Here is a 26,155-nt window from a genome sequence, read left to right on the forward strand (position 1 = left end):
AGATATGGGGAGCGCGATGCCGAATGCAATAATTCGTGAGGATCAGCCCTGTTTCGCGAGAAGTCTGGCCACTTCGGGCGCAAAATAGGTGAGAATGCCGTCACAGCCCGCCCGCTTGAAACAGAGCAGCGTCTCCAGCATTGCGCGCTCGCCGTCGATCCAGCCATTGGCGGCGGCAGCCTTGATCTGGCTGTATTCGCCGGAGACCTGATAGGCAAAGACCGGCAGGCCGAAGGCTTCCTTGATCCGCCAGCAAATGTCGAGATAGGGGAGGCCAGGCTTCACCATCAGCATGTCGGCGCCCTCTTCGACATCGAGCGCGGCGTCCCGCACGGCTTCGGTGCCGTTGGCCGGATCGATGTAATAGGTCTTCTTGTCGCCCTTCAGAAGACCGCTGGTCGAGATCGCCTCGCGATAGGGGCCATAGTGGCAGGAGGCGAATTTGGTCGCATAAGACATGATGCCGACATCCTGGTGTCCCGCGGCATCCAGCCCCTGACGGATCGCCCCGATCCGGCCATCCATCATGTCGGAAGGCGCGATGATGTCGGATCCGGCATTGGCCTGCGCAATCGCCGCCTTGACGATTTGCTCTACCGTCTCGTCATTGACGATCTCGCCATCGCGCAAGATCCCGTCATGGCCGTGGCTGGTGAACGGGTCGAGCGCGACGTCGGTGATGATGCCGATATTGGGCACGGCTTTCTTGATGGCCGCCGTCGTCTGGTTGATCAGGTTGTTGGCGTCGAGGATCTGCGATCCCGTCTCGTCACGCAGTGAAAGATCGATGTTCGGGAAGGTCGCGAGCGCCGGGATGCCGAGGTCGGCGGCTTCCTTCGCGGCGTCAACAGCCTTGTCGACACTCATTCTGAAAACGCCGGGCATGGCGGCAATCGGATCCATGATGTTCGATCCTGGCACAATGAAGATCGGCCAGATCAGGTCATCGACGGTCAGACGGTTCTCCAGGACCATGCGGCGCTGCCAGTCTGATTTGCGCAGGCGGCGCATGCGCCTGTGGCCGGTAACTGCGTCTACCAGATGTGTCTTGTCCGTCATCAGCGTGATCCTCGTCTGTATCGGGCTGCTGATTAGCACGATGGCGGAAGCTTGCAAAACGGAAGGCGGCAGCGTCGGCCGGATCAAACGGTCGCAGCAGGCGCGTGCGATCAGCAGGGGAGGGTGCTCCGCCTGCGCTGGCGGAGGTCTTGCCTGCGGCCTATTCTGGCCCGCATGGAAGCTGATTCGACCAACACGCCCATTCGAAGCCTGACGGAGGCCGTCTTCGTCCTGTTTTTGCGCATCGTGGCCCTCGCTTGCCTCTGGTTCGGCCTGCAATACTGGGCGCTGCTCGTCGGCTTCAGTCACAATGGACTGGGGCGGTTCGACCTCCTCACCGCACCCTGGAGGGTCGCGGCCACGGGCCTCGCCGTGGTCTTTCCCGTGGCGGCGCTCGGGCTCTGGGTCGCCGGCTCCTGGGGCCCAGTCATGTGGCTTCTCGCCGCTGGCGGCCAGATGCTTATGTTCACCGTCTGGCCTGAAGTCTTCGGCCGCAACCCGCTCGCCGTCACCATGCATACGGCGGTCTTCGCGGTATATCTGCTTTTCCGCTTGGCGTTGTGGATCGAAGGGAGACACAAGCAGGAGCGTATAACGGTTGATTTACCCTGATCGCAGGAGGGGCTCTGGTAAGCCTCTGTTAAGCCTGCGTTTTAAATAGAATTTTATGCGCATTGGATACGGTCCTCATCAAGGCGGGAGAAAAAACCAACACCGCCAAACAAAACAGTGAGGCAGACCGATATGAACACCAAGCTCAAGCCGCAGCCGACCACTCTCGACCCGCAGGAAGAAGCGATCCGCTCGCTCTATCTCGAATCCCTGCACCTCGTCGAGCGCCTTCACCGCCGCCTTCTCGACGTCATCAAGGACGAGTTCGACCGCAAGGGTCGCTCCGACATCAATGCCGTCCAGGCGCTCCTGCTCTTCAACATCGGCAATTCGGAACTGACCGCCGGTGAACTGCGCTCGCGTGGTTACTACCTGGGTTCGAACGTCTCCTACAATGTCAAGAAGCTGGTCGATCTCGGCTTCATCAACCACCAGCGTTCGCGTGTTGACCGTCGTTCGGTCCGCATCAGCCTGACGGATGCTGGCCAGGAGATCGCCGAAACCGTCGCCAAGCTCTATGAGCGCCACATCGGCTCGATCCAGAAGGTCGGCGGCATCGGTGAAGACGAGTTCACCCAGATGAACAAGCTCCTGCAGCGTCTCGACCGCTTCTGGAACGACCAGATCCTGTATCGCCTCTAATCCACGAGTGGCTCCGACACCCACGCATTTCCTCCAGTCATGCTGTGGCATGAGAAGGCGCTAGGTCGCGGTAGATTCCGCACTATAGCGCCTTGTCTCGTTTTAGCTAGTTAACGAGTGATTGAGTGCCTATAACCGGCCAGCCTGCGGGGGAGGTGGCGTTGGCGAAAAAATCAGAACGGAAGAAGTGCTTTGTTGTCGGCCCAATCGGCGCCGATGATAGCGAGGACCGCATCCACGCCGACTAGCTGCTAGAGATGATCATCGAACCGGTGTTTGAAGAGCACTTCAATGAATTCGATGTTGTGCGGGCTGACAAGATTTCAGTGCCTGGCCGAATTGATGCGCAGGTGATCAGCCATCTGTTGGAGTCCGAGCTGGTCATTGCTGACCTTACAGCCTTAAATCCCAACGCATTCTACGAAATCGGGATCCGGCACACGGTTCAAAAGCCTATCATACATATGCATCTAGAAGGTCAGAGGATACCTTTCGATATAGCTTCGTTCCGGTCGATCAAGTTTGAGAAGAAAAGGCCGCGTGACTTAAGGCAAGCACGCGAAGCTCTCAAAGAGGCGGTGGCCATTGCGATCGATCCAGAGTACGAAATCGACAATTCGGTGACGTTCTCCAGAGGAAAAATAGAAGTTTCCGAAAATGCGACGCCTGCGGAGAAGCTGTATCTAGACCAACTCGACCTTATCCATTTCCGCTTGGAAACCTTGGAAACATCCCAGCACATAGCGGTTGGCGGACCGGTCACACGGAGATATTGGGCCACTCACTCGGCGATACCGGAACCCGCGTTCAAGGTCGCCGTCAGCAACAAGAACACGGCTCCGGATGCCGACTTAGAAGGAAAGATGTCGGAGATTCTTCGAGTTTTGCCCGGTGCATTTTACAGCCCAAGCGGGCGCACACATGGCATTCTTCACCTGCCAAACGTTGAAAGCGAGAGCAAGCTGTTAAAGTTTCTGCGGCAGCGTCTCGGAGAAGATTTCATAATTTCCCCCTGGCCCGCTGGGGACAAGTTTTAGCTTCCGCCATCCGCAACCTGAAAGGTTACTCTATTTCACTCGCCTTGGATTCTCAGCAGCAGCTTTATGCCCTGCCGCATTCGTTTTCATCGGGCCCTTCTGGCCCTTGGATGACGCGTCGCGAAAGATCGCTCCGATGTCATACTTCGCTTTTTCTCGCCGCTTGACCTTTTCTGCCTGTCGAAGTTCATCATCGCGGGCAATACGTTTCGCGGTCGGGTCCTCGTATTTCATGGGGCACCTGCTAGTGGGTGGCTCTTAGTTGCAGCAATCTACAATACTAATCATCGTAGACGGAAGGGGTTTGCTTCCACGTAGGCGCGGAGCTCTTCTAGGAACCAGATCCTGTATCGCCTCTGAAGAGTCCCGAACGACCTCCACAAGCGATCCACCGCTCGAAACCGGATGCTTCCTGCGAAGCGTCCGGTTTTCGCGTTTCAACCCTCACGATGCCGCTTAATGCCTACACACTCCCGTGACACACCCCCTTGGTGACACGAATTGGCCATATTGATATGGGACCGCCGGAACGAGAAATGGAGGCGTCTGACCCGTCTCCGATCGACCCCGCAACGCAGATTTCAGCCCTCGTGGCGGCGCTTTGTTAACCATGGCGCGATATGCGTTTGGTTCAGGTTCAGGATGAAACGGTAGGAAATATGTCCAAGAAGTCTGGAATTGTTGCTCTTTCGCGCCGATCGCTTCTCCGCGGTGCTGCTGCCGCTGGTGCTGCGGCGTTTGCCGGGCAAGCCGTGGCGCAGGACGCGATCAACGATCTCATCAATGCGCCGCGTCGTGGCAACTGGGACGACCAGTTCGATGCCCAGGCTTCCCGCACGGCTGCCGCCGTCTCGTCCAACAGCTCCATGCTGAGCGCCAACAATCTCGCCTATATGCAGCAGGCCATCGGTCAATATCAGACGATCGTCGCCAATGGCGGCTGGCCGACCGTCAACGCACCGGGTGCGCTGCGCATCGGCGCCATGGATCCGTCGGTCCAGAGCCTGCGCCAGCGCCTGATGATCGCCGGCGACCTTCCGCGGGAGGCCGGGCTTTCCGATTCCTACGATTCCTACGTCGATGCTGCCGTGAAGCGTTTCCAGGCGCGCCATGGCCTGCCGGAAGACGGCGTGCTCGGCGAATTCACCGTCAAGGCGCTCAATGTCGGTGCCGATGTTCGTCTGAACCAGCTCAACACCAACCTCGTCCGCCTGCAGTCGATGTCCGGTGACCTCGGTCCCCGTTACGTCACGGTCAATGTGCCGGGCGCTTCGGTCGAGGCCGTCGAGAATGACCGTGTTGCTCTGCGCAACACCGCCGTTGTCGGGCGTATCGACCGCCCGACCCACATGATCAATTCGAAGATCTACGAGGTCATCCTCAATCCCTACTGGACCGCGCCGCGCTCGATCATCGAAAAGGATATCGTGCCGCTGATGCGCAAGGACTCGACCTACCTGACGCGCAACAGCATTCGCCTGTTCGATGGCAGCGGCAATGAAGTCGCGCCGGAAACCGTGGACTGGAACGCCGCCAAGGCCCCGAACCTGATGTTCCGCCAGGACCCGGGCAAGATCAACGCCATGGCGTCGACGAAGATCAACTTCCACAATCCGCACAACGAATACATGCATGACACGCCCCAGCAGGGCCTGTTCAACAAGTTGATGCGCTTCGAATCCTCGGGCTGCATTCGCGTGCAGAACGTGCGTGACTTGATCACTTGGCTCCTGCGCGACACGGAGGGCTGGTCGCGCCAGGAGATCGAGCGCGTCATCACGACCCGCCAGAACAATCCGATCAAGCTGGCCGCGGAAGTGCCCGTCTATATCGTCTACATTACCGCCTGGTCGACGAACGACAACATCGTCCAGTTCCGCGACGATATCTATCAGAAGGACGGTGACGCGCAGCTGGCGCTGCAGGCCAATATCGGCGTCGAACAGTTTGCCGGTTCGGTCGAAGAGGACTTCGTCCCGTTGCAGTAAGGCCAAGCGCCCCGCTCGCTCCGGCTATTGGATTTGGAAGCCGCGCCTCGTGCGCGGCTTTTGCGTCTGTCCTGTGACGTTTCGACATGCAGCGTCAATTGATCCGCAAATGTCGCTCTCCGTATTGCTCTCGTGACTGCGGAACGTTAAGACCCCACAGCATCAAACGCTTTTGAGGAGCCTGCGATCATGTCGAACAACGATGCCTTCTTTTCTCGTTCTCTCGCCGATACGGACCCGGATATTTTCGGTGCGATCGAGAAGGAACTCGGTCGCCAGCGCCATGAGATCGAGCTGATCGCTTCTGAAAACATCGTCTCCCGCGCCGTGCTCGAAGCCCAGGGCTCGATCATGACCAACAAGTATGCCGAGGGATATCCGGGCAAGCGCTATTATGGCGGCTGCCAGTTCGTCGACATCGCGGAAGAACTTGCGATCGATCGCGCCAAGAAGCTCTTCGGTGTCAACTTCGCCAACGTCCAGCCGAACTCCGGATCGCAGATGAACCAGGCGGTCTTTCTGGCGCTTCTGCAGCCGGGCGACACCTTCATGGGCCTCGACCTGAACTCTGGCGGCCACCTGACCCATGGTTCGCCGGTCAACATGTCCGGCAAATGGTTCAACGTTGTCTCCTACGGTGTGCGTGAAGACGACCACCAGCTCGACATGGAAGACGTCGCCCGCAAGGCCGAACAGCACAAGCCGAAGCTGATCATCGCCGGCGGCACTGCCTATTCCCGCACCTGGGACTGGAAGCGTTTCCGCGAGATCGCCGATTCGGTCGGCGCCTATCTCATGGTCGACATGGCGCACATTGCCGGTCTCGTTGCCGGTGGACAGCATCCGTCGCCGTTCCCGCATTGCCACGTCGCGACCTCGACGACCCACAAGTCGCTCCGCGGTCCGCGCGGCGGCATGATCCTCACCAATGACGAGGATCTGGCCAAGAAGTTCAATTCGGCCGTCTTCCCAGGGCTTCAGGGCGGGCCGTTGATGCATGTCATCGCCGCCAAGGCCGTTGCCTTCGGCGAAGCGCTGCAGCCGGAATTCAAGGACTATGCCGCTCAGGTCGTGAAGAACGCCAAGGTTCTGGCCGACACGCTGATCAAGCACAATCTCGACATTGTCTCGGGCGGCACCGACAACCACCTGATGCTCGTCGACCTGCGCAAGAAGAACGCCACGGGCAAGCGCGCGGAAGCGGGTCTCGGCCGAGCCTTCATCACCTGCAACAAGAACGGCATTCCCTTCGATCCGGAAAAGCCCTTCGTCACGTCCGGTATCCGCCTCGGCACGCCGGCCGGCACGACCCGCGGCTTCAAGGAAGCGGAGTTCACCGAGATCGGCAACCTGATCGTCGAGGTCCTCGACGGCCTGAAGGTTGCCAATTCCGATGAAGGAAATGCGGCCGTTGAAAGTGCCGTGCGCGAAAAGGTCGTGGCTCTCACCGACCGTTTCCCGATGTACCCCTACATGTAAGGTTGGACGCGGATGCGCTGCCCCTTCTGCGGATCGGACGACACCCAGGTCAAGGACTCGCGACCGGCGGAGGACAATACCTCCATCCGCCGGCGGCGCATCTGTCCGGATTGTGGGGGGCGCTTCACAACCTTTGAACGGGTCCAGCTGCGCGAGCTGATGGTTCTGAAGAAGACCGGCCGAAAGGCTCCCTTTGCGCGCGACAAGCTGGTGCGGTCCTTCCAGATCGCACTGCGCAAACGCCCGGTCGATCCCGATCGCATCGAGCGCGCCGTATCTGGCATCGTTCGCCGCCTGGAAAGCTCCGGCGAAACCGAAATCTCATCCGAAGAAATCGGTCTGCAGGTTCTCGAAGCCCTGAAAACGCTCGATGACGTGGCATTCGTCCGCTACGCGTCGGTCTATCGGGACTTCTCCCATGCCGAGGACTTCGAAAACGTCATCGCCGAGATCAACGCCAAGATCTCCCGCGACAGCACCGCGGACTGAGGCGTGTCGATTACCGCCCGGGACGAAAGGTTCATGCGGGAGGCGATCGGGCTTTCCCTGACCCATGTCGGACGAACCGGTTCCAATCCCTCTGTCGGATGCGTGATCGTGAAGGACGGCCAGGTCGTCGGACGGGGCGTGACGGCACTGGGCGGTCGGCCGCATGCTGAGCCACAGGCACTGGATGAGGCCGGAGTGAAGGCGAGGGGCGCGACCGCCTATGTCACCCTCGAACCCTGCTCGCATCACGGCAAGACACCACCTTGTGCCAATGCAATCATTGCTGCTGGCATTTCCCGCGTCGTCGTGGCCGTGGCGGATCCGGATCCGCGGGTCTCTGGTCAGGGGCTGAAGATGCTGGCCGATGCCGACATCGAGGTGACCATCGGGGTTCTCCAGAAAGAAGCCAGGCGGGCCATGTCCGGCTACCTGACGCGCCAGACGAAAGGGCGCCCGCAAGTGATTCTGAAACTTGCCGTTTCCGCCGATGGCATGCTGGGTCGCGAGGGCGCCGGGCAGGTGGCGATCACCGGTGCGCAGGCACGCACGGAGGTTCACCGGCTGAGGGCCGCCAGCGACGCGATCCTCGTCGGCATCGGCACGGCGCTTGCGGATGATCCTGAGCTCACAGTAAGGCTGCCGGGACTGGAGGAGGCCTCGCCCTTGCGCGTCGTGGTCGACCGTCGCGCGGAACTGCCGGCATCGTCGAAGCTCGCACGCACAGCGGGCTCCGTCCCCGTGCTCGTCGCAGTATCGACGGGTGCCGAGGGAAACAGAGCAGCGCTCGCCGACGCGGGTGTCGAAATCGTCGAACTCGAAGGTGTTGAAGAATTGCTGTCCACGCTCGCGCAGCGCGGGATCTCGTCCCTCATGGTCGAGGGAGGAGCGAGGGTGGCCTCGGATCTGCTGTCCCGAGGCCTTGTCGATCGCATCCACCTGTATTGCGGAGAGATCGTCGTGGGGGAGGGCGGGATCGCATCGCCCATTACCGCTTCGCAAATGCCCGCGGGCTTCGCCCTGGCCGAGGAGCGAATGCTGGGGCGAGACCGGCTGCGGATCTACGATCGCCTGCCGGCCTCGGCCTGGGTTTAACCCCAGAAAAGCATGATCAGAATGATGATCGGGATCGGAATACCGAGAAGCCAGAGAAGAATGCCGCGACCCATGGGGACCTCCTGTTGCATGTCGGGCCCGGTCCTCCGCGCCCTGTGCCTCACAAACGGATCATCTCGTCTGATTGTTCCCGCAGCTGGCCCGGCGTCCGTGACGCGGAGCAAGGGGAGGCCAAAGCGGAGCGGTGGACGTGAGTGGACGTCGAAGGTAGCGCCGCCATCAGGCCTGCTCAGCGCCGACGATAGTGCGAAAACTCGCGATTGTGTGCGCATCGCTCAGTTGCAAGAACAAAGGTGGGATCCATCTGTCGCGGGATCCAGACCCTAAAGGTCTGATTTGCATGAAACAACCGTCACATAGTCCGCCCGGTTTCGGTTGATGTTAGCGAGGCTGGAACAAGGGGCCTGTTGAGCCTGCCTCTCAGCCACGCCGAGGCGCCCGCCCGGTGCATCCCCGCCCTGACGCAAAAACACTTGCCTTCCATGATATGGCGTGGTTTGACCGCGTTTCTGTTCGGCCAGCAGCCGCAATCACATTCAAGATCGGATCAGACCCATGGGAAACAAGACGGCTTCGCCGCATTTGCTGATCGTCGAGGCACGCTTCTACGACGACATGTCTGACGCCCTTCTGGACGGTGCCAAGCACGCACTCGAAGAGGCAGGCGCGACCTTCGACCTCATCACCGTTCCCGGCGCCCTCGAAATCCCGCCGGCCATCGCCATGGCGCTTGATGCCATGGATGACGAGGGGACGCAGTATGACGGCTTTGTCGCGCTCGGCATGGTCATTCGCGGTGAAACCTATCACTTCGACATCGTCGCCAACGAATCCTCGCGTGCCCTGATGGATCTCGCTGTCTCGGAATCGCTCGCCATCGGCAACGGCATCATGACCGTCGAGAATGACGAACAGGCCTGGGCGCGCGTCAAGCGCAGCGACAAGGACAAGGGCGGCTTTGCAGCCCGCGCTGCACTGACCATGATCGAACTGAAGCAGAAGCTGGGTGGCTGAGTGATGACGGGCGAAGACAAGCAGATGAAGCCGGCAAACCAACGTGGCGCAGCCCGCCTCGGCGCTGTGCAGGCTCTGTATCAGATGGATATCGCCGGATCCGGCGTTCTCGAGGTCGTGGCCGAATACGAAGCGCATCGTCTTGGCCAGGAAGTCGACGGCGAAACCTATCTCAAGGCGGATGCCTCGTGGTTCCGCTCGATCGTGGCTGGCGTCGTGCGTGACCAGACCAAGATCGACCCGATGATCCGCGCCGCGCTGCAGGACGACTGGTCGCTGTCGCGCATGGACAGCACGGTTCGCGCCATTCTGCGTGCGGGCACCTTCGAATTGATCGAGCGCAAGGATGTGCCCATTGCGGTCATCGTAACGGAATATGTCGAGATCGCGCAGGCCTTCTTCCCCGACGACGAGCCGAAGCTGGTGAACGCCGTTCTCGACCGCATTGCAAAGCAGGTTCGCGCCCCGGCGCAAAAATAGGAACGGACGAATGAGTGCAGCGACTGAGGCAGGGCTGGACGGACAAATCTTGACAGCCCGGCGCAATGTCGGACTGCTCGCGGTGGCCCAGGCGATCCTGGGCTCCGCTCCGCCTCTCGCTTTCGCCGTCGGCGGCCTTGCCGGTTTTCAGATGCTCGGTGCCGACAAGTCGCTGGCAACGGCACCGCTGACGGGCTTCAATGTCGGCGTGGCCTTGGGCGCAATTGTCGTGGCGGCTGCCTCCCGCGTTCTTGGCCGCCGCGAAAGCTTCATGGTCGGAGCGCTGATGGGCGCCCTTGGCAGCGCGCTCGCCGCCTTCGCCCTCATCCAGTCCAATTTCTGGATCTTCGCCTTTTCGCTGATGCTGATGGGCATTTCCGGCGGCTTCACCCAGAAGATCCGCTTTGCCGCCGCCGATGCCTCGCCGAGCTTTTACAAAGGCAAGGCCATTTCCTGGATCCTGGCGGCCGGCATCATCTCGGCGATCGTCGGGCCACAGATCGCGATCTGGCTCAAGGACGCACTGGCACCCGTCACCTTTGCCGGCGCCTTTCTCGGCATGGTGCCGCTGCTCCTCTGCGCCATCGCCGTTCTCTTCTTCCTGAAATTGCCGACGATCGCCGAGAAGAAGGCAGAAGCCACGGGGCCGACGCGGCCACTGAGGGAAATCGTCATGACGCAGCGCTTCATGACCGGCATGATCTGCGGCATCAGTTCCTATGCTTTGATGACCTTCATGATGACCGGTGCGCCGCTCGCCATGGTCATCGGCTGCGGCTTCTCATCAGAACTGGCGACCCTCGGCATCCAGTGGCATGTCATCGCCATGTTCGCTCCGAGTTTCTTCACCGGCGTGTTGATCACCCGTTTCGGAGCCGAGAAGGTCGTGGCCGCCGGCCTGCTCATCCTCATGGCCTGTGCCGTTGTCGCGCATACGGGCATCGAACTCTGGAATTTCTGGGGTGCGCTCGTCCTGCTCGGTATCGGCTGGAACTTCGGCTTTATTGGAGCGACGGCCATCGTCGCCTCCAGCTACCGTCCGGCAGAGGCCGACAAGGTGCAAGGCTTCCATGACATCATCCTGTTTTCGACTGTTGCGCTTTCGTCTTTTTCCTCCGGCAAGGTCTTCACCGCTTTTGGCTGGTCCGTGATGAACCTGGTCATCTGGCCGGTGACGATCCTCTGCCTTGTGCTGGTCCTTCTCCAGCTCCGCGCAGCCGCCCGCAGACCCGCCTAGGTTCCCTGCAAGCTGCGAAATATGCGTACTTGACGCGATGAAAAGCGCAACGCAATCTCGCCTCGCGTCGACGAGGTCTCGGAGGAGGGGGCCTGAGTCTGCGAGTCATGGCCCGCGATGAGTGAGGCGCGGGCAATACGGGAGGGTATTGCGAATGACGGTTCTTCTAGGCGTAATATTATGCGGGCTTCTGTCCGTGGTCTACGCGGTCTGGGCGACACGCTCGGTTCTCGCCGCAGATCAGGGCAATGACCGAATGCAGGAAATCGCAGGTTATATTCGCGAGGGCGCGCAGGCTTACCTCACTCGGCAATACCTGACCATCGCGATCGTTGGCGCCGTCGTATTCGTCGGTACATGGCTTCTTCTCTCCGGCACGGCTGCCATCGGCTTCATGATCGGCGCCGTGCTCTCCGGCGCTGCCGGCTTCATCGGCATGCATGTCTCTGTCCGCGCCAATGTGCGCACCGCGCAAGCCGCATCCCACAGCCTCGCGGCCGGTCTCGACATCGCCTTCAAGTCGGGCGCAATCACCGGCATGCTGGTGGCCGGTCTCGCCCTTTTGGGTGTCTCCATCTATTTCTACATCCTGACCGTGATCCTCGGCCATGAAAGTGGCTCGCGCGACGTGATCGACGCCCTCGTGGCCCTCGGCTTCGGCGCCTCGCTGATCTCGATCTTCGCGCGTCTCGGCGGCGGCATCTTCACGAAGGGCGCCGACGTTGGCGGTGACCTCGTCGGCAAGGTCGAAGCCGGCATTCCCGAAGACGATCCGCGCAATCCGGCCACCATTGCCGACAATGTCGGCGACAATGTCGGTGATTGCGCCGGCATGGCAGCCGACCTGTTCGAGACCTATGCCGTGTCGGTTGTCGCCACCATGGTTCTGGCCGCAATCTTCTTTGCCGGTTCCGCGGTGCTCGACATTGCAATGATCTATCCGCTCGCGATCTGCGGCGCCTGCATCATCACCTCGATCATCGGCACCTTTTTCGTCAAGCTCGGCACCAGCGGTTCGATCATGGGCGCGCTGTACAAGGGCCTGATCGTCACAGGGCTTCTGTCTGTCGGTGGTCTGGCGCTGGCAACCTCGCTCACCATCGGCTGGGGCTCGATCGGCACGGTCGCCGGGATGGACATCACCGGGATGAACCTCTTCATCTGCGGTGTTCTCGGCCTCGTCGTCACGGCCCTGATTGTCGTCATTACCGAATACTACACCGGTACGAACAAGCGTCCGGTCAACTCGATCGCCCAGGCCTCGGTCACCGGTCACGGCACCAATGTCATTCAGGGCCTGGCCGTGTCGCTGGAATCGACGGCGCTTCCGGCGATCGTCATCGTCGGCGGCATCATCGCGACCTACCAGTTCGCCGGCCTCTTCGGCACAGCGATAGCAGTCACCACCATGCTCGGCCTTGCCGGCATGATCGTGGCCCTCGACGCCTTCGGCCCGGTCACGGACAATGCCGGCGGCATCGCTGAAATGGCGCACCTGCCGCCGGAAGTGCGCAAGTCCACCGATGCGCTCGACGCCGTCGGCAACACCACCAAGGCCGTCACCAAGGGTTACGCCATCGGTTCGGCCGGTCTCGGCGCCCTTGTGTTGTTCGCAGCCTATTCCAACGACCTGGCCTACTTCGCGGCGAACAGTGCCCAGTATCCCTATTTCGCCGACATGGGGCCGATCTCGTTCGATCTCTCCAACCCTTATGTTGTAGCCGGTCTGATCTTCGGCGGTCTCATCCCCTACCTCTTCGGCGGCATCGCCATGACGGCCGTCGGCCGTGCAGCGGGCTCTATCGTCGAGGAAGTCCGTCGCCAGTTCCGGGAAAAGCCAGGCATCATGCAGGGCACCGAAAAGCCGGACTACGGCCGGGCCGTTGATATCCTGACCCGCGCGGCGATCAAGGAAATGATCGTCCCCTCGCTGCTGCCGGTTCTGGCCCCGCTCGTTGTCTATTTCGGCGTGCTTCTCATCTCCGGCTCCAAGGCGTCGGCCTTTGCGGCACTCGGCGCCTCGCTGCTCGGCGTCATCGTCAACGGCCTCTTCGTCGCCATTTCGATGACCTCGGGCGGCGGTGCCTGGGACAATGCCAAGAAGAGCTTCGAGGATGGCTTCATCGACAAGGATGGCGTCAAGCACCTGAAGGGTTCGGACGCCCACAAGGCATCCGTCACGGGCGACACGGTCGGTGATCCCTACAAGGATACGGCCGGACCGGCGGTGAACCCGGCGATCAAGATCACCAACATCGTGGCGCTCCTGCTTCTGGCCGTTCTGGCAGGCTGAGGCCGCGCACAATAAGAAAGACCGCGGAAGGCGCCTTCCGCGGTCTTGTCATGTCTGCGCTCCGGTGGACAGTGAAGTCCCCCGGGGAGGTGGCCTTACTGGCCGCCGAGAATATTGCGGACGCTGTTGGCTGCACCGCCGCCGCCGGCAAGCAGCTGCTGCAGGAAGGTAAGGTCGCGACCGCCGGTCGGGGTCGTCCGGGAAATCGAGTCGAATACCTTGCCGTCCTGCAGGGTATAATTGGCGCGCTGCGCCACGACGCCGTCCTTGTCGAAGTAGATCGCCAGGATCTGCTGATCGACAAGGCGCTGCTTCATGAAGGCCACGGTCCGGGTCCGCTTCTGGGAGATGTAGTAGAAGACCTCACCGTCGAAGGTCGCGGTGGTCGACGGTGTGCCGAGCGAGAGCAGCACCTGTTCGCGGCTCGAGCCGACCGGCACGAGATCGAGCGCGGCCTGGTCGACGACATAGCCGTTGTGGAAGACCTCGGAGGTTTGGCAGGCGGAAAGGCCCAGGGTAACGGCAACAGCAAGTGCGGTCGCGCTCAGGAGCTTCCTGTCCGACTTGAAAATCCGAATGTCCACGCAAACGTCTCCCATGACTGTCGATGGCACTTAAAATGCCGGATCGCTTCTGCGCATAGCATTGTGGCCTTTCCGGGGAAAGCTGCCGCAATGAAGGCGTTGCCGTTTTCTCGGTCATTCTGCCACGAGATGCGGCATCGGGGCCGGAGTTCGGCATTGCAATTCACGCCTGCTTCGGTAAACCAGCTTTCGCAATCATGCAACATGACCACGTCCGGGCTCACCACTTCGGTCGGCTCTTTTTGGTGGAATTGGATGGTATTCGGCTTTTTTAGGCAGAAAAGAAACAATCAGGTGATCGTCGAGCGCCAGTATGGCGCTCTGACGGAGGCCGCGCGCACGCCTGCCTTTTATCTCGACATGCATGTGCCCGACACCGTGATCGGCCGTTTCGAACTGCTGACGATCATGTTGATCCTGTATTTTCGCCGCACGGCGAAGTCCCCGCGCAGCGGCCAGGAGATCGCGCAGAACATCATCGATGCGTTTTTCGAGGATGTCGATCATTCGATCCGCGAGCTTGGCGTCGGCGATCCGGGCGTGCCCAAGCGCATGAAAAAGCTCGCCGGCATGTATTATGGCCGCCTCGAATCCTATGCCGGGGCGCTGGATCGCAGCGACCGGGCGGAGCTGGCCGCGGCGCTCAAGCGCAACATTCATCCCGACGGGGGCGAGACGGCACCCTCCATGCAGGCGCTGGCTGACTGGATGTTCGATGCCGAGCAGGCGCTAGCGACCCTGGATGAGAACGAGATTGAGACGGGCAGGGCCCGCATTGCCGTGCCCGGCGCCTGAGCAGCGTCCAGCGCTTTTGTGCGCAAACGCTTCGGGCCCGACGGCGAAACGAGGAATAGGGAAGATGACGAGCAGCAATACGAAGGATGGCGGTGAATTCACCTATCTGGTGAAGGTCGGCCATATCTCTGCCAATCCGGTCCGGGTGCACGTCGAGGCCGACGAGCGCGAGCGTGCGAACCTGGCGGATCTCTGGAGGGTGGAGGCCGTCAACCGGCTTTCCGCCGACCTGCAGATCGCCCGCTGGAAGAAGGACGGCGTGCGTATCACGGGGCGTGTGTCGGGAGAACTCGTGCAGGCCTGCGTGGTGACCCTGGAGCCGGTGGTCACAACGGTCGAGCAGGAAATCGACCAGATCTACGTGCCGGAAGGCTCCAAGCTCGCCCGCATCGTGCTTGATGGCGCCGGTGAGATGGTGCTGGATCCCGACGGCCCTGATCTGCCGGAACAGTTCACCGGAGATACGATCGATGCAGGCGCTCTGGTCGCCGAATTTGCCGCCCTTGACATCGACCCGTATCCCAAGAAGGAGGGTGTGACCTTCCAGGAGCACATCGAAAGCAGGGATGAGGTGGACAAGAAGCCCTCGCCCTTCGCGGTCCTCAAGGACTGGAAAAAGGATTGATCATCCCCCATCTGCACCTGCGGGTGGGTTGTGTGCCGAGTGAAAAGCGCTATTTTGGCCGAAAATATCGCTGACCAGCGATGAAGAAGGGTCAGGTCTAAGTGATCAGAATTTCTGTCGACGTCATGGGTGGAGACTTCGGTCCCGAAGTCGTCATCCCCGGAGCCGCCAAGGCACTCGAGCGTCATCCGGATGCCACCTTCCTTCTCTTCGGACAGCAGGAACGCTGCCTGCCGATCCTTGCGCAGTTTCCGAAGCTCAAGGAAAAGTCGACGTTCCACCACTGCGATATATCCGTCACCATGGACGAAAAGCCGAGCCAGGCGCTGCGTCGTGGCCGCTATGTCTCGAGCATGTGGCGATCCATCGAGGCGGTGAAGACCGGCCAGGCCGATGTTGTCGTCTCTGCCGGCAATACCGGCGCATTGATGGCCATGGCCAAGTTCTGCCTGCGCACCATGGCAACCATCGAACGCCCCGCGATCGCCGCCATCTGGCCGACGCTGTCTGGCGAGAGCATCGTGCTCGACGTCGGTGCGGGTATTGGGGCCGATGCCCAGCAATTGCTTGATTTCGCTGTCATGGGTGGTGCCATGGCACGCGCCCTGTTCGAAATCGAAAAGCCCATGGTCGGACTGCTCAATGTTGGCGTGGAAGAGATCAAGGGCCAGGAAGAGGTCAAGGAAGCCGGACGCCTGATCCGCGAAGCGGGTCTCGACACGATCGACTATTACGGCTTCGTCGAGGGCGACGACCTCGGCAAGGGGACCGTCGATGTGGTGGTGACGGAAGGCTTCACCGGCAATATTGCCCTGAAGACGGCTGAAGGCACGGCCAGGCAGATCGCCGAATATCTGCGTTCGGCCATGTCACGGACCTGGATGGCCAAGCTTGGTTACATTCTTGCCAAGGGTGCCTTCGACCGGCTTCGCGAGAAGATGGACCCCCGCAAGGTCAATGGCGGGGTCTTCCTCGGCCTGAACGGCATCGTCATCAAGAGCCATGGCGGCACGGATGCCGAGGGATTTGCGGCGGCTCTGGACGTGGGCTATGACATGGCCCGGAACGGTCTCACGCAGAAGATCGAAAACGACTTGAAGAAATATCACGCGCGGCACCCGTCCCCGGCTGGCCCCGAAGCAGCGTGAAAGGTGGGAAACATCCATGATCCGTTCTGTAGTTCGCGGTTTCGGAGCGTCGCTCCCGAAACGGGTGATGACCAATCGCGATCTCGAAAGCCTTGTTGAAACGTCGGACGAATGGATCGTCCAGCGAACAGGCATCAAGCAGCGCCATATCGCCGGTGAAGGCGAGACGACTGCCTCGCTCGGCGCAGCCGCTGCTGAGGAAGCGCTCGCCCGCGCCGGCCTGACCGCAGCCGACATCGATCTGATCATCTGTGCCACCTCGACGCCGGACAACACATTCCCGGCGACGGCGGTGAACATCCAGAATCGCCTCGGCATGCATCACGGTTTCGCCTTCGATGTACAGGCCGTCTGCTCCGGCTTCGTCTATGCTGTGGCAACCGCCGATCTCTACATTCGTGGCGGCATGGCCAAGCGCGTGCTCGTCATCGGTGCGGAAACCTTTTCCCGTCTCCTGGACTGGACCGATCGCACCACCTGCGTCCTCTTCGGTGACGGTGCCGGCGCTCTCATTCTGGAGGCTCAGGAAGGTGAGGGGACCATTGCCGATCGCGGCGTGCTGACCTCGAACCTGCGCTCCGACGGCGTCCATCGCGAAAAGCTTTATGTCGACGGCGGTCCGTCGACCACGGGTACTGTCGGTCACCTGCGCATGGAAGGCCGTGAAGTCTTCAAGCATGCAGTGGGCATGATCACCGACGTGATCGAAGGGGCCTTCAACGCGACCGGCACGACGGCCGATGACGTCGACTGGCTCGTGCCGCACCAGGCAAACAAGCGCATCATCGACGGTTCCGCGAAAAAGCTCGGCATCCCCGACGCCAAGGTCGTGATCACCGTCGACAAGCACGGCAACACGTCCGCGGCTTCCATTCCGCTGGCGCTCGCCACCGCAGCCGGGGACGGTCGTATCAAGCAGGGAGACCTCGTCATGCTCGAAGCGATGGGCGGTGGCTTCACCTGGGGTGCGGTGCTGCTGCGCTGGTAGCAATTTAAAACCCTAAAAATTGCGTGCCGACAAGCACTTGACCGTCGCGGCCAAGGGCAATAGTCTTTGCCCAATTCAACAAGATCATTGATTTAGGCGGGCGAGAACTATGGCCGGGAAGACAGTGACGCGTGCGGATCTGGCAGAATCAGTTTTTCGCAAGGTAGGTCTTTCCCGAACCGAGTCAGCCGAACTGGTCGAGACCGTTATCGACGAGATATGCAACGCGATCGTCCGCGGCGAATCCGTGAAGCTGTCCTCCTTTGCCACTTTCCAGGTTCGCAGCAAGAACGAGCGCATCGGCCGCAACCCGAAGACGGGCGAGGAAGTGCCGATTTCGCCACGCCGCGTCATGACCTTCAAGGCGTCCAACGTCCTGAAGCAGCGCATCCTGCGCGCCCATATCGCCCGCAAGGCCAAGCAGAAGCCCGTCAATCCGGCGGCCTGATATCGGCCAAAACCGGTGGAGCATTCGCCCTCCGGTCACCGAGTGCTTGAAAAACCGTCCTCAAACCGTTGAAATATGAGCCGAGTCGCGCGCCCGCGTGACCGTCGAGGAGCGCCGTGATGCAGTTGGACAAGAGCCCGGATGCTTTCCGCACCATCAGCGAGGTGGCGGATGATCTTGATCTGCCACAGCATGTCCTGCGCTTCTGGGAAACGCGTTTCCCGCAGATCAAGCCGCTGAAGCGGGGCGGTGGTCGGCGCTATTACCGCCCTGATGATATCGAGCTTTTGAAGGGCATTCGCCACCTGCTCTATGACCAGGGCTATACGATCAAGGGCGTCCAGAAGCTCCTGAAGACCAATGGCAACAAATTCGTCATGGCCGTTGCGACCGGCGATGTAGCCACGATGGAGGCGCTCGTCGCCGCCAGCGCTGCCAAGGGAGACGATCCCAAGGTCAATCTCGACGAGGACCAGGTCGTTGGCCGCCCAAAGGTGCGCACCAGCGGCCGGTTTTTCGGCTTGGTGGGAGGCGCCGGTGATGATGCGCCCGAGATCTCGGTCGGCAAGGGATCGGTCGGCAAGGAAGACCGCGCCCTGTTGCAGGAAGCGCTCTTCGACTTGCTCGAATGCAAGCGTCTGCTCGATCAGGTACGCTGACGCGCAATCCGGCAAACGTTCCCGAGTGGAACAGGAAAGCATCTCATGGCGTTCCGGAACCAAACGCAATCCGCGCGAGGTTCCATGAAACATATTCTGATATCGATCTCCATCCTGTCCCTTCTCGGCGCCATTCCGGCCCATGCCCAGGAAACGCTGGACAGACAGAAATCCGTTCCGGACGCCGCCGCCGAGGCGAGGCCCGCAACCGTGGAGGAGGCCTGCATCTTCGTCGCTGAGAGCATGTTGATGGTGAAGGACCTCAAGATCGGCGTGGTCCAGTCCTTTCCCGAACTCGATCCGCCCGGTGCCCGTCTCACCTATTCAACCCGCTTGGATGCGGAACCGCAGAATGTGACTGACGAGATCGAATGCCAGTTCGAAAGGGGTGCAGAGCCGCTTCAGGTGACCCGCTTCTGCATGGACTCAACCTGTTATGCCGCCAGCAGCGAAGAGCCGGAAGACCGCCGTCGCTTCGAGGAGATCCGGGCCCTGATGCAGCGGCTGGACTGAGGGCACTGCATTTTTTCACACGCCTCGGAGTTTCCCCTTGCGCAGAAATAGCTGACTGGCTAAAGGGAACGTGCTGTCGAACAGGTCGATTGTGTCAGGCATTTTCTGCAGAACATCAGTTCTCTGGGAATTTCTGGGCAGACGGTCTGATCGATTTGCCGGTGACGGAATGTAGCGCAGCCCGGTAGCGCACTTGACTGGGGGTCAAGGGGTCGTGGGTTCGAATCCCGCCATTCCGACCATTTGAAATAGCCAGCCCCCAAAGGCTGGCTATTTTTTTGCTTGCACCACGGCAACGGGTTCAGCCGATTTGACGGCGCTCGGCGCTATTCCGCGGTGCGCAAAGAACTGAAGAAACGGATGAGAAGCATCCGATCGACTTCGTCTTCTACATTGTAGTCGAATATCATGGCCTGCCCTCCCTGGTTGAAGAGCCATTTTTCGAACCGATGATGAAAGCGTCAATCTGGCTTTTCGGCGTATCTCAGAACGGCGTCTTCTCCGACGGCGTGTCGAATCTGCTCGACGACGGGGCGGAGTCCAGAAATATTCACGCATGATCCGAGCAGCTTAGGTTGCTCTCTCCGGGTTTCATCGCTTTTCTTTTGGCCGGGTCCTACGCTTGCTGCAATGCAGCATTATATTGGGTCAAGGTTCGAAGGGAGCCGCGATCCCCCATGCGCTTCAAGTTTTCCATGTCTCCGCTCTCTGCGATCCTGCGCAGCCAGAAGCGTCTCCGCCGCAGAATCGAAAAGGCCATGCCGCAATTCCGTCTGCCCGAAGCACCGAAGGTGCCCAAGCCCCGGGCTCCGCGGTCCGTCCTGGTGCATGTTCCTGCCTTTGGCAGCAATCCGGGGAGGCTGCGCATGTTGGAATATGTGCCGCCAGTCCGGCGCGAACCACAGACACTTGTGGTGGTGCTGCATGGCTGCCTTCAGACAGCGGAGAACTACCATCGCGGTAGCGGCTGGAGCCGCATGGCAAGGGACAAGGGCTTCGTGCTTCTCTATCCGGAGCAGGTTCAGGCGAACAACCACAACCTCTGTTTCAACTGGTTCCGGCCAAGCATGGTTGCGCGGGATCGGGGCGAGCTGATGTCGATCCGCCAGATGATCGAGCACAGCGTCGAACGCCACGGCATCGCCCGTGACAGGATCTTCATCCAGGGACTGTCGGCCGGCGGCGCCATGGCCAATGCCCTGCTGGTCACCTATCCAGACCTCTTCGCCGCCGGACAGGTCGTCGGCGGTCTTCCCTACGGCGCGGCGCGTGATGCGATGTCGGCGATGTCGGTGATGAAGTCCGGCAGCCGTCGCAGTCGCGAGGAATGGGGAGATCTGGCAAGGGCAGTCGGTGGCGAAGGAAAAGGTACGCGGCCTGCCGTCTCGATCTGGCAGGGCAGGGCGGACCGTGTGGTCTCGCCGCTCAATGCAGAAGCGCTGCTGAGCCAATGGCTGCAACTTCATGGTCTGGACGAAAAGTCTGCGGCGCGCGAGACGGGCGTTGAGGGGGATGTACTGATCTGGCGGGATGGGAATGGCAAGACACTGATTGAGTACCGGCTTCTGGAGGGGCTGGATCACGGTCTGCCGGTGATCGTCCGCCACGCCAATCACAAGCGCCAGCCCTACATGATCGAGGGCGCCATCGGCGCCCCCCAGCAATTCTACGAGACCTTCATCCGGCAGCGCGTCCAGGCTGCCGGCCGACAATCGATCAGTTCTCCTCGATCGAAACGCCGTTCTGGCCAATCTTGAGCTCGACGCCACTGGGCTCCTGCTCTTCCTGGTAGACATAGATGCCGAGGCCGATGACGGCGACCACGAGTGCGCCGATGATGAGGTAGAGGCCATTGTTTCGGCTCATGAAAATTCTCCTGTCTGTTTGTATCGGACAGGGAAAGCAGAAAGCCGGCTTATTGTTCCATCGCCATATCGGAAAAACTCAATCGTCGTTGGCGGCGGTCAGTTCCTCGGGGCGCATTCCGTCATCGCCGGCTTGCGCAGCCAGGCGCAGACCTTCCCCTCCAGGACCGGCATCGCCCGGCTGCAGGAAGACCACGCCCATACGCTCGAGCGCAGTCTTCAGCGCCGCGTGATGCTGCGGGGTTGCGTCATATCCGTTCGAAGCCTCGATTTGCAGGATCAACAGAACGGGAACGCCGCTCTCCTGGCCGAGCCTGTCGATGGTGATGTCGAGCATCGCGCGCGCTGCGCGTATCTGAGCAGGTGTGATCATATGATAAGTATGGGGTGCTGCGGCTAAAATTCAATGCGCCGGACGCGCATGCCGTTGCGGTCAAGCGCGTTTTGCGCGCTGAAAACGCCATTCGGCGGCCCCACAGCCCCAGACGATACCGAGAACAAGATAGAAATGGCGCCAGTGATCCGTATCGATGACGGCGCCGACCAGCATATGTCCGATGAGAACGATCCAGGCGATCATCAGATAGGGTTGCCAGGGTCTATCGCGCAGCATGTAGCGAAAGCCCATGGACACGGTCCAGAGGATCATTGCGAGGTAGGAAAGAAAGCCGATCCAGCCATAGGCCATCAGCGATTTCAGGTAGATGTTGTGCTCGTCTTCGGGAAAGATCTTGCCGAACATCATCGGGCCGATCCCGAGTGGTCTTTCCATCGCCATCTCGAACCCGAGCTTGTGGCGGGCGAAGCGACCGAGATGGCCGCCGTCATAGTCCTGCACAAGCTGGGTGCGGGTCTCGAAAAGCCCGTGCACCTTCTCGAATTGCAAGGCCACGAGCAGCGCCATTACCATGGCGATGACGGCGGTGAGCGACAGGACGAGGATCTTCAGGCGGAAGGCATTGGTGCGCTCCTTGAGCAGCATCACGAAGACCAGGGCGACGGCGCAGAAAAGGAAGAGTCCCCAGGCGGCACGCGAGAAGGAGAGGAACACCGCAAAGGAGAGGATCAGGATGCCGAGGATCCGCAGCGGCGATTCCGTCAGCCGACCCTTCAGCAGCCCATGCAGCAGGTAGAGCATCGGCGCGACCAGGAAGGGCCCGAAGACGTTGGGGTCCTGAAAGGCGCCCATGGCGCGATCGTAGCGGGTAAAGACCTCCGAGCCGGGAAAGGCATGGAAATAGCCGAGAATACCGAGCATGCCGGTAATCATCGCCGCGGCGACCCAGGCCTGGAATATGAGCTTCAGCCTCTGCGGCCGATCCTCGATGACGGCGGCATAGAAGACGGCCGTCAGTGCCAGGAAGATCGATACGGCGACATAGAGCACCTGATCTGTGAGGATGGTCGGCAAGACGGTGAGCGCCAGCAATCCGCCGACATTGAAGATGAGCAGCAGCGCGAGGAGAGGGGCGACGGCACGGGAAATCTTGAGGCCGAACAGGAACCACAGGGCAACCTGGCCGACCATCAGCACTTCATAAGGCGCCGGCTCCGAGATCACGAAACCTGACAGGAAGACGCCGAAAGCCATGATCCAGGAGATCATCAGCTGGACGGCGGCGGCCTGCGGGTTGAACGGCCGGATCTGGGCGGCGATGGCGCTCAATAGGCGTTTTCCGTGTTCAGCAGCTTGATCGGCGTCAGGAACAGGATCTTGAGGTCGAACCAGAGCGACCAGTTCTCGATGTAGTAAAGGTCATAGGCCGTGCGGAACTTGATCTTGTCGTCGGTGTCGATCTCCCCGCGCCAGCCATTGATCTGCGCCCAGCCGGTAACCCCGGGCTTGACGCGGTGGCGGGCGAAATAGCCCTCGACGATTTCACCGAAGGACTTGTCGCGCGTCTGGCCGAGCACGGCATGGGGACGCGGGCCGACAAGCGAGAGATCACCGCGCAGCACGTTGAAGATCTGCGGCAGTTCGTCGATCGAGGTCTTGCGGATGAACCGGCCGACGCGCGTGACGCGCGGATCGTTCTTCGTCACCGCATTCTTGGCCGTCGGGTCGCTCATCTCCGTGTACATCGAGCGGAATTTCAGGACGTTGATCACCTCGTTGTTGAACCCGTGGCGCTTCTGCACGAAGAAGACCGGGCCCTTGGAGGTCGTCTTCACGGCAATGGCGGTTGCGATGAACACCGGCCAGAGTAGGATGAGGGCCAGCACGCTGAAGAAAATGTCGAAGGCGCGCTTGGCAACGGAATCCCAGTCCCGGATCGGCTTGTCGAGAATGTCGAGCAGGGGCACGGCGCCAACATGCGAATAGGCGCGCGGGCGGAAGCGCAGATTGTTGGAATGAGCCGCGAGGCGGATGTCGACCGGCAGGACCCAGAGCAACTTGAGCAATTGCATGATCCGCGCTTCGGCACTCAGCGGCAAAGAGATGATCAACATGTCGATATGGGCAAGCCGGGCGAACTCGACGAGTTCCGCCACAGTCCCGAGCTTCGGATAGCCCGCGACGACATCGGGAGAGCGCACGGAATTGCGGTCGTCGAAGATGCCACAGATGCGGATGTCGTTTTCCGGCTGCTGTTCGAGCGCTCTGGCGAGGTCCTTGGCGGGCTTGCCGCCACCGACGATCACGGCACGGCGCTCCATGACGCCATTGCGTCCCCAGCGGCGGATCGCAAGGCCGATCAGGTTGCGCTCCACGAGCAGGAACAGCGCGCCGGCTCCAAAGAGCACGGCGAGCATGGTTCGGTAGTTCGTGTCATGAGCGACGAAGAGGAGGTTGGTCAGTGCGACGAAGCCGACCGAAGCCGTCCAGCTTCCCAGAACGCGAGCCATGGACCGCATCGGCGATCGCAGGATCGAGACATGGTAGCAGTCGCTGGCCTGCATGAAGAGAAGCGCCAGCAGGGCGCCGACGATGCCGCTGATGCCGCTGTCGAGAAAATGCCCACCAGGGTTTTGGGCGAAGAAGAAATTGCTCGCGAGCGCGATGCCGAGCAGGCTGAAAAACTCCAGAAAGCGGAGCTGGCCGATCACGATGCTCGGCGAGTAATTGACCGCCGCATACTGGCCGGCGATCTGGCGGGCAAGTGCACTGATTTCGGCCTTGCGCTCGCCATCGACCTTCTGGGAGGCATCGGCGGTCGCCTGACCGCGACGCAAAGCGTCAAGATCGAATGCCTCGGGTTTGTCGATCTTGTTCATGGGCTTCTCTCGCACGTGTGTGCGGGGAGACTAGGCGGAAGGTCCTAAGAAACGCTTTAGGGGCCCCTCAGAAACAGGGTGGCACGTGCCGCTTTGGCGCAGACTGGATCAAATTCGTGCGAGTTGCGCCCGGTAGAGCGCCTCGAGCTCCTGTGCCATGACAACCGCGGAAAAGCGGGAATGGAAGACTTCTGCTGTCGGCATGGTGCGCTTCGACCAGTCCGGATCGGTGAGGGCCCGGGCCATGGTGGCGCCAAAGAGATCGGCGCGACCGGGCTCGATCAGGGCTTCGCTGTCGCTGCCGAGGATCTCTGGAATGCCGCCGACCCGTGAGGCGATGATCGTCTTCTCGGCGGCAAGGGCTTCGAGCACGATATAGGGCATCGCCTCGGCCCGCGATGGCACCACGACGATGTCGGAATAGGCAAAGGCCTGGGCGATCGGCATGGCGGGACGGAAGTCGATCCGCCGACCGAGGCCCTTCTCCTCCACCATCCGGCGATAGTTTTCGAGATCAGGCCCGTCACCGATGATCAGGCCGCTTAAGGGGCGTCCCACGAGGCGCTCGGCTTCGGCGAAGGCGTTGATGAAGACATCCGGACCTTTTAGGTCGCGCAGCATGCCGATATAGGCGAAATCCACGCCATCGGGTCTGACCGGAACAGGCGAAAAGTCGCGTTCGCTGATGCCGTTATAGACCCGGGTCGCCTGGCACCTGGGCTTGCCGATCTTGGCTTCGTATGTCTGTCTTTCGTAGTCGCAGACAAAGGAGATCGATTCCGTCATGCGCTCGAAAAGGCGCTCAATCGCAAAAACCCCCTGGCCGGACAGCGATTTGCTGGCAAAATGCAGGCTTCCGCCATGGGGGGAGTAGAGGCGGGCGACGCGATACCTTCGAACCCGCAGCAGTGAGCCGATCAATCTTGCGATCACGCCGCCCTTGGCGCCATGACCATGCAGGATATCCGGCTGCAATTCCTTGATGAGTTTATAAGCTTCAGCGAGCGCCGCCATGTCCTTTGTACCGACGGAGCGGCCAATGGGGAAACGTGTGACCCCCAGCGACAGGTAAGGCGTGATCTGATCGAACAGTCTGTCCTCATGCGCACCGCCGGTGGAGCTGTCGCACAGGATTCCGACCTGATGGCCGGCGGCACTGTGCAGCTCGGCCAGATCGCGCACATGGCGGAATATCCCGCCGATGGGCGACCGGAAACAATGCACGATGCGCAAAGGCTGGAATTCTGCCATTGATCAGAACAGCCGCTCGCGAACGTAGACGGTGTCCCCCGCGAGGATGGGATCCGTGATCGGCACGCGACCTGTGATGATCTGCCCGTTGATCTTGCGTGTCACGTCGACATCGCGCTGGTTGGCCCGGCTGTTGAATCCGCCGGAGACCGCGATGGCGTTGAGGATGGTCATGCCGGGGACATAGGCATACTGCCCCGGTTGTCCAACCTGACCCATGACGAAGATCGAACGGTAACGATCCACTTCGATGGAGACGTCGGGATCACGCAGGAAACCTTGTTTGAGCTTCTGCGCCAGCGCGCCTTCGAGTTGCGGAAGGGTCGCGCCACGCGCTGCAACCTGGCCCACGAGCGGGAAGGCGATATAGCCGGCCTGATCGACCGTATAGGTGTTGGAGAGGCTGGGTTGTTCAAAGACCGTGACGCGCAGCCGGTCGCCGCTGTCGAGGCGATAGGGCTGAACGGTTGCCTCGTGAAAGACCTTGGGCGCAGGTTTGTAGCTCGCGCATCCCGTCAGGACGACGGACAGGAAAGCGCTTGCGACGAGAACCATCGCCTGTTTGCCGACCATAGCCATGCGCTGTTGCGCTCCCAGTGAATTCGCATATTCGTTGGCCT

The 26,155-nt window shown here is 60.8% G+C and carries 28 protein-coding genes and 1 tRNA gene; 20 read left to right on the forward strand and 9 right to left on the reverse strand.

What is annotated here, in order from left to right; all coding sequences use genetic code 11:
• Positions 1-42: 42 nt before the first annotated feature.
• Positions 43-1,059 (reverse strand): porphobilinogen synthase, encoded by a 1,017-nt coding sequence (gene hemB / locus QTL56_RS02170; protein WP_245137148.1) that lies wholly within the window; start codon positions 1,057-1,059, stop codon positions 43-45.
• Between the two features lie 174 nt (positions 1,060-1,233).
• On the opposite strand from hemB, the gene QTL56_RS02175 reads away from it, so the two are divergent.
• The 3 genes from QTL56_RS02175 to QTL56_RS02185 all read left to right on the forward strand — a co-directional run bounded on the left by QTL56_RS02175 (position 1,234) and on the right by QTL56_RS02185 (position 3,350).
• Positions 1,234-1,671, forward strand: coding sequence for a DUF6163 family protein (locus QTL56_RS02175; protein ID WP_229575888.1), 438 nt, complete (start codon positions 1,234-1,236; stop codon positions 1,669-1,671).
• 132 nt (positions 1,672-1,803) lie between these two features.
• Complete coding sequence (gene ldtR / locus QTL56_RS02180; RefSeq protein WP_229575889.1) at positions 1,804-2,313, forward strand: transcriptional regulator LdtR; 510 nt, start codon at positions 1,804-1,806, stop codon at positions 2,311-2,313.
• Between the two features lie 257 nt (positions 2,314-2,570).
• A complete protein-coding gene (locus QTL56_RS02185; RefSeq protein ID WP_245137147.1) occupies positions 2,571-3,350 on the forward strand; it encodes a hypothetical protein in 780 nt (259 codons plus the stop codon).
• 30 nt (positions 3,351-3,380) lie between these two features.
• Here QTL56_RS02185 and QTL56_RS02190 read toward each other — a convergent pair whose 3' ends face one another.
• The gene (locus QTL56_RS02190) at positions 3,381-3,584 is read right to left on the reverse strand and encodes a hypothetical protein (RefSeq protein ID WP_245137146.1); all 204 of its coding nucleotides are present in this window, start codon (positions 3,582-3,584) and stop codon (positions 3,381-3,383) included.
• Between the two features lie 425 nt (positions 3,585-4,009).
• On the opposite strand from QTL56_RS02190, the gene QTL56_RS02195 reads away from it, so the two are divergent.
• From QTL56_RS02195 to QTL56_RS02230, 8 genes are all read left to right on the forward strand, one after another.
• The gene (locus QTL56_RS02195) at positions 4,010-5,338 is read left to right on the forward strand and encodes a L,D-transpeptidase family protein (RefSeq protein ID WP_229575890.1); all 1,329 of its coding nucleotides are present in this window, start codon (positions 4,010-4,012) and stop codon (positions 5,336-5,338) included.
• Between the two features lie 189 nt (positions 5,339-5,527).
• The gene (gene glyA, locus QTL56_RS02200; protein WP_229575891.1) at positions 5,528-6,817 is read left to right on the forward strand and encodes a serine hydroxymethyltransferase; all 1,290 of its coding nucleotides are present in this window, start codon (positions 5,528-5,530) and stop codon (positions 6,815-6,817) included.
• Positions 6,818-6,829: 12 nt separating this feature from the next.
• Entirely contained in the window at positions 6,830-7,306 is a 477-nt protein-coding gene (nrdR, locus tag QTL56_RS02205; RefSeq protein ID WP_229575892.1) for a transcriptional regulator NrdR, read from the forward strand.
• 3 nt (positions 7,307-7,309) lie between these two features.
• On the forward strand, positions 7,310-8,398 hold the full coding sequence (gene ribD / locus QTL56_RS02210) for a bifunctional diaminohydroxyphosphoribosylaminopyrimidine deaminase/5-amino-6-(5-phosphoribosylamino)uracil reductase RibD (protein WP_245137145.1): 1,089 nt from the start codon (positions 7,310-7,312) through the stop codon (positions 8,396-8,398).
• A 576-nt stretch (positions 8,399-8,974) separates the two neighbouring features.
• Complete coding sequence (gene ribH / locus QTL56_RS02215; RefSeq protein WP_229575894.1) at positions 8,975-9,433, forward strand: 6,7-dimethyl-8-ribityllumazine synthase; 459 nt, start codon at positions 8,975-8,977, stop codon at positions 9,431-9,433.
• A gap of 3 nt (positions 9,434-9,436) precedes the next feature.
• Positions 9,437-9,913 carry a transcription antitermination factor NusB gene (gene nusB / locus QTL56_RS02220; protein ID WP_229575895.1) on the forward strand — a complete coding sequence of 159 codons (477 nt, stop codon included), beginning with the start codon at positions 9,437-9,439 and terminating at the stop codon, positions 9,911-9,913.
• A 10-nt stretch (positions 9,914-9,923) separates the two neighbouring features.
• Complete coding sequence (locus tag QTL56_RS02225; RefSeq protein ID WP_229575896.1) at positions 9,924-11,150, forward strand: MFS transporter; 1,227 nt, start codon at positions 9,924-9,926, stop codon at positions 11,148-11,150.
• 154 nt (positions 11,151-11,304) lie between these two features.
• Positions 11,305-13,443 carry a sodium-translocating pyrophosphatase gene (locus QTL56_RS02230; RefSeq protein WP_245137144.1) on the forward strand — a complete coding sequence of 713 codons (2,139 nt, stop codon included), beginning with the start codon at positions 11,305-11,307 and terminating at the stop codon, positions 13,441-13,443.
• Positions 13,444-13,538: 95 nt separating this feature from the next.
• Here QTL56_RS02230 and QTL56_RS02235 read toward each other — a convergent pair whose 3' ends face one another.
• Complete coding sequence (locus QTL56_RS02235; RefSeq protein WP_229576021.1) at positions 13,539-14,042, reverse strand: outer membrane protein assembly factor BamE; 504 nt, start codon at positions 14,040-14,042, stop codon at positions 13,539-13,541.
• A gap of 240 nt (positions 14,043-14,282) precedes the next feature.
• Between QTL56_RS02235 and QTL56_RS02240 the strand changes: the two genes are divergently transcribed.
• From QTL56_RS02240 to QTL56_RS02280, 9 genes are all read left to right on the forward strand, one after another.
• Positions 14,283-14,822 (forward strand): ubiquinol-cytochrome C chaperone family protein, encoded by a 540-nt coding sequence (locus QTL56_RS02240; RefSeq protein WP_245137200.1) that lies wholly within the window; start codon positions 14,283-14,285, stop codon positions 14,820-14,822.
• 64 nt (positions 14,823-14,886) lie between these two features.
• Complete coding sequence (locus QTL56_RS02245; RefSeq protein ID WP_245137143.1) at positions 14,887-15,447, forward strand: YceD family protein; 561 nt, start codon at positions 14,887-14,889, stop codon at positions 15,445-15,447.
• Positions 15,448-15,548: 101 nt separating this feature from the next.
• Positions 15,549-16,595, forward strand: a complete 1,047-nt coding sequence (gene plsX, locus QTL56_RS02250; protein ID WP_229575899.1) for a phosphate acyltransferase PlsX — start codon at positions 15,549-15,551, stop codon at positions 16,593-16,595.
• A 16-nt stretch (positions 16,596-16,611) separates the two neighbouring features.
• Complete coding sequence (locus QTL56_RS02255) at positions 16,612-17,583, forward strand: beta-ketoacyl-ACP synthase III (protein ID WP_245137142.1); 972 nt, start codon at positions 16,612-16,614, stop codon at positions 17,581-17,583.
• Between the two features lie 109 nt (positions 17,584-17,692).
• Entirely contained in the window at positions 17,693-18,031 is a 339-nt protein-coding gene (locus tag QTL56_RS02260) for an integration host factor subunit alpha (protein ID WP_054150580.1), read from the forward strand.
• Between the two features lie 125 nt (positions 18,032-18,156).
• Positions 18,157-18,690: a MerR family transcriptional regulator gene (locus tag QTL56_RS02265; protein ID WP_229576023.1), complete on the forward strand. Its 534-nt coding sequence runs from the start codon at positions 18,157-18,159 to the stop codon at positions 18,688-18,690.
• A gap of 84 nt (positions 18,691-18,774) precedes the next feature.
• Positions 18,775-19,203 carry a hypothetical protein gene (locus QTL56_RS02270; RefSeq protein ID WP_245137141.1) on the forward strand — a complete coding sequence of 143 codons (429 nt, stop codon included), beginning with the start codon at positions 18,775-18,777 and terminating at the stop codon, positions 19,201-19,203.
• A 165-nt stretch (positions 19,204-19,368) separates the two neighbouring features.
• A tRNA-Pro gene (locus tag QTL56_RS02275) sits at positions 19,369-19,445 on the forward strand.
• Positions 19,446-19,880: 435 nt separating this feature from the next.
• Positions 19,881-20,960: an extracellular catalytic domain type 1 short-chain-length polyhydroxyalkanoate depolymerase gene (locus QTL56_RS02280; RefSeq protein WP_245137140.1), complete on the forward strand. Its 1,080-nt coding sequence runs from the start codon at positions 19,881-19,883 to the stop codon at positions 20,958-20,960.
• On the opposite strand, the gene QTL56_RS02285 is transcribed toward QTL56_RS02280, so the two are convergent.
• The 6 genes from QTL56_RS02285 to QTL56_RS02310 form a co-directional block, all read right to left on the reverse strand.
• On the reverse strand, positions 20,920-21,069 hold the full coding sequence (locus QTL56_RS02285) for a hypothetical protein (RefSeq protein ID WP_168801209.1): 150 nt from the start codon (positions 21,067-21,069) through the stop codon (positions 20,920-20,922). The two genes, QTL56_RS02280 and QTL56_RS02285, sit on opposite strands and share 41 nt — an antisense overlap.
• A 78-nt stretch (positions 21,070-21,147) precedes the next feature.
• Positions 21,148-21,405, reverse strand: coding sequence for a hypothetical protein (locus QTL56_RS02290; protein WP_245137139.1), 258 nt, complete (start codon positions 21,403-21,405; stop codon positions 21,148-21,150).
• 96 nt (positions 21,406-21,501) lie between these two features.
• Positions 21,502-22,734: an O-antigen ligase family protein gene (locus QTL56_RS02295; RefSeq protein ID WP_245137138.1), complete on the reverse strand. Its 1,233-nt coding sequence runs from the start codon at positions 22,732-22,734 to the stop codon at positions 21,502-21,504.
• Entirely contained in the window at positions 22,731-24,284 is a 1,554-nt protein-coding gene (locus QTL56_RS02300; RefSeq protein WP_229575905.1) for an undecaprenyl-phosphate glucose phosphotransferase, read from the reverse strand. The genes QTL56_RS02295 and QTL56_RS02300 overlap by 4 nt, the downstream gene beginning before the upstream one ends.
• 108 nt (positions 24,285-24,392) lie before the next feature.
• A complete protein-coding gene (locus QTL56_RS02305) occupies positions 24,393-25,535 on the reverse strand; it encodes a glycosyltransferase family 4 protein (protein WP_245137137.1) in 1,143 nt (380 codons plus the stop codon).
• Between the two features lie 3 nt (positions 25,536-25,538).
• A complete protein-coding gene (locus QTL56_RS02310) occupies positions 25,539-26,108 on the reverse strand; it encodes a polysaccharide biosynthesis/export family protein (RefSeq protein WP_370660380.1) in 570 nt (189 codons plus the stop codon).
• Between the last annotated feature and the right edge of the window lie 47 nt (positions 26,109-26,155).

Origin of the sequence: Peteryoungia algae, from assembly GCF_030369675.1 — a bacterium.
Taxonomy (GTDB): Bacteria; Pseudomonadota; Alphaproteobacteria; order Rhizobiales; family Rhizobiaceae; genus Allorhizobium; species Allorhizobium algae.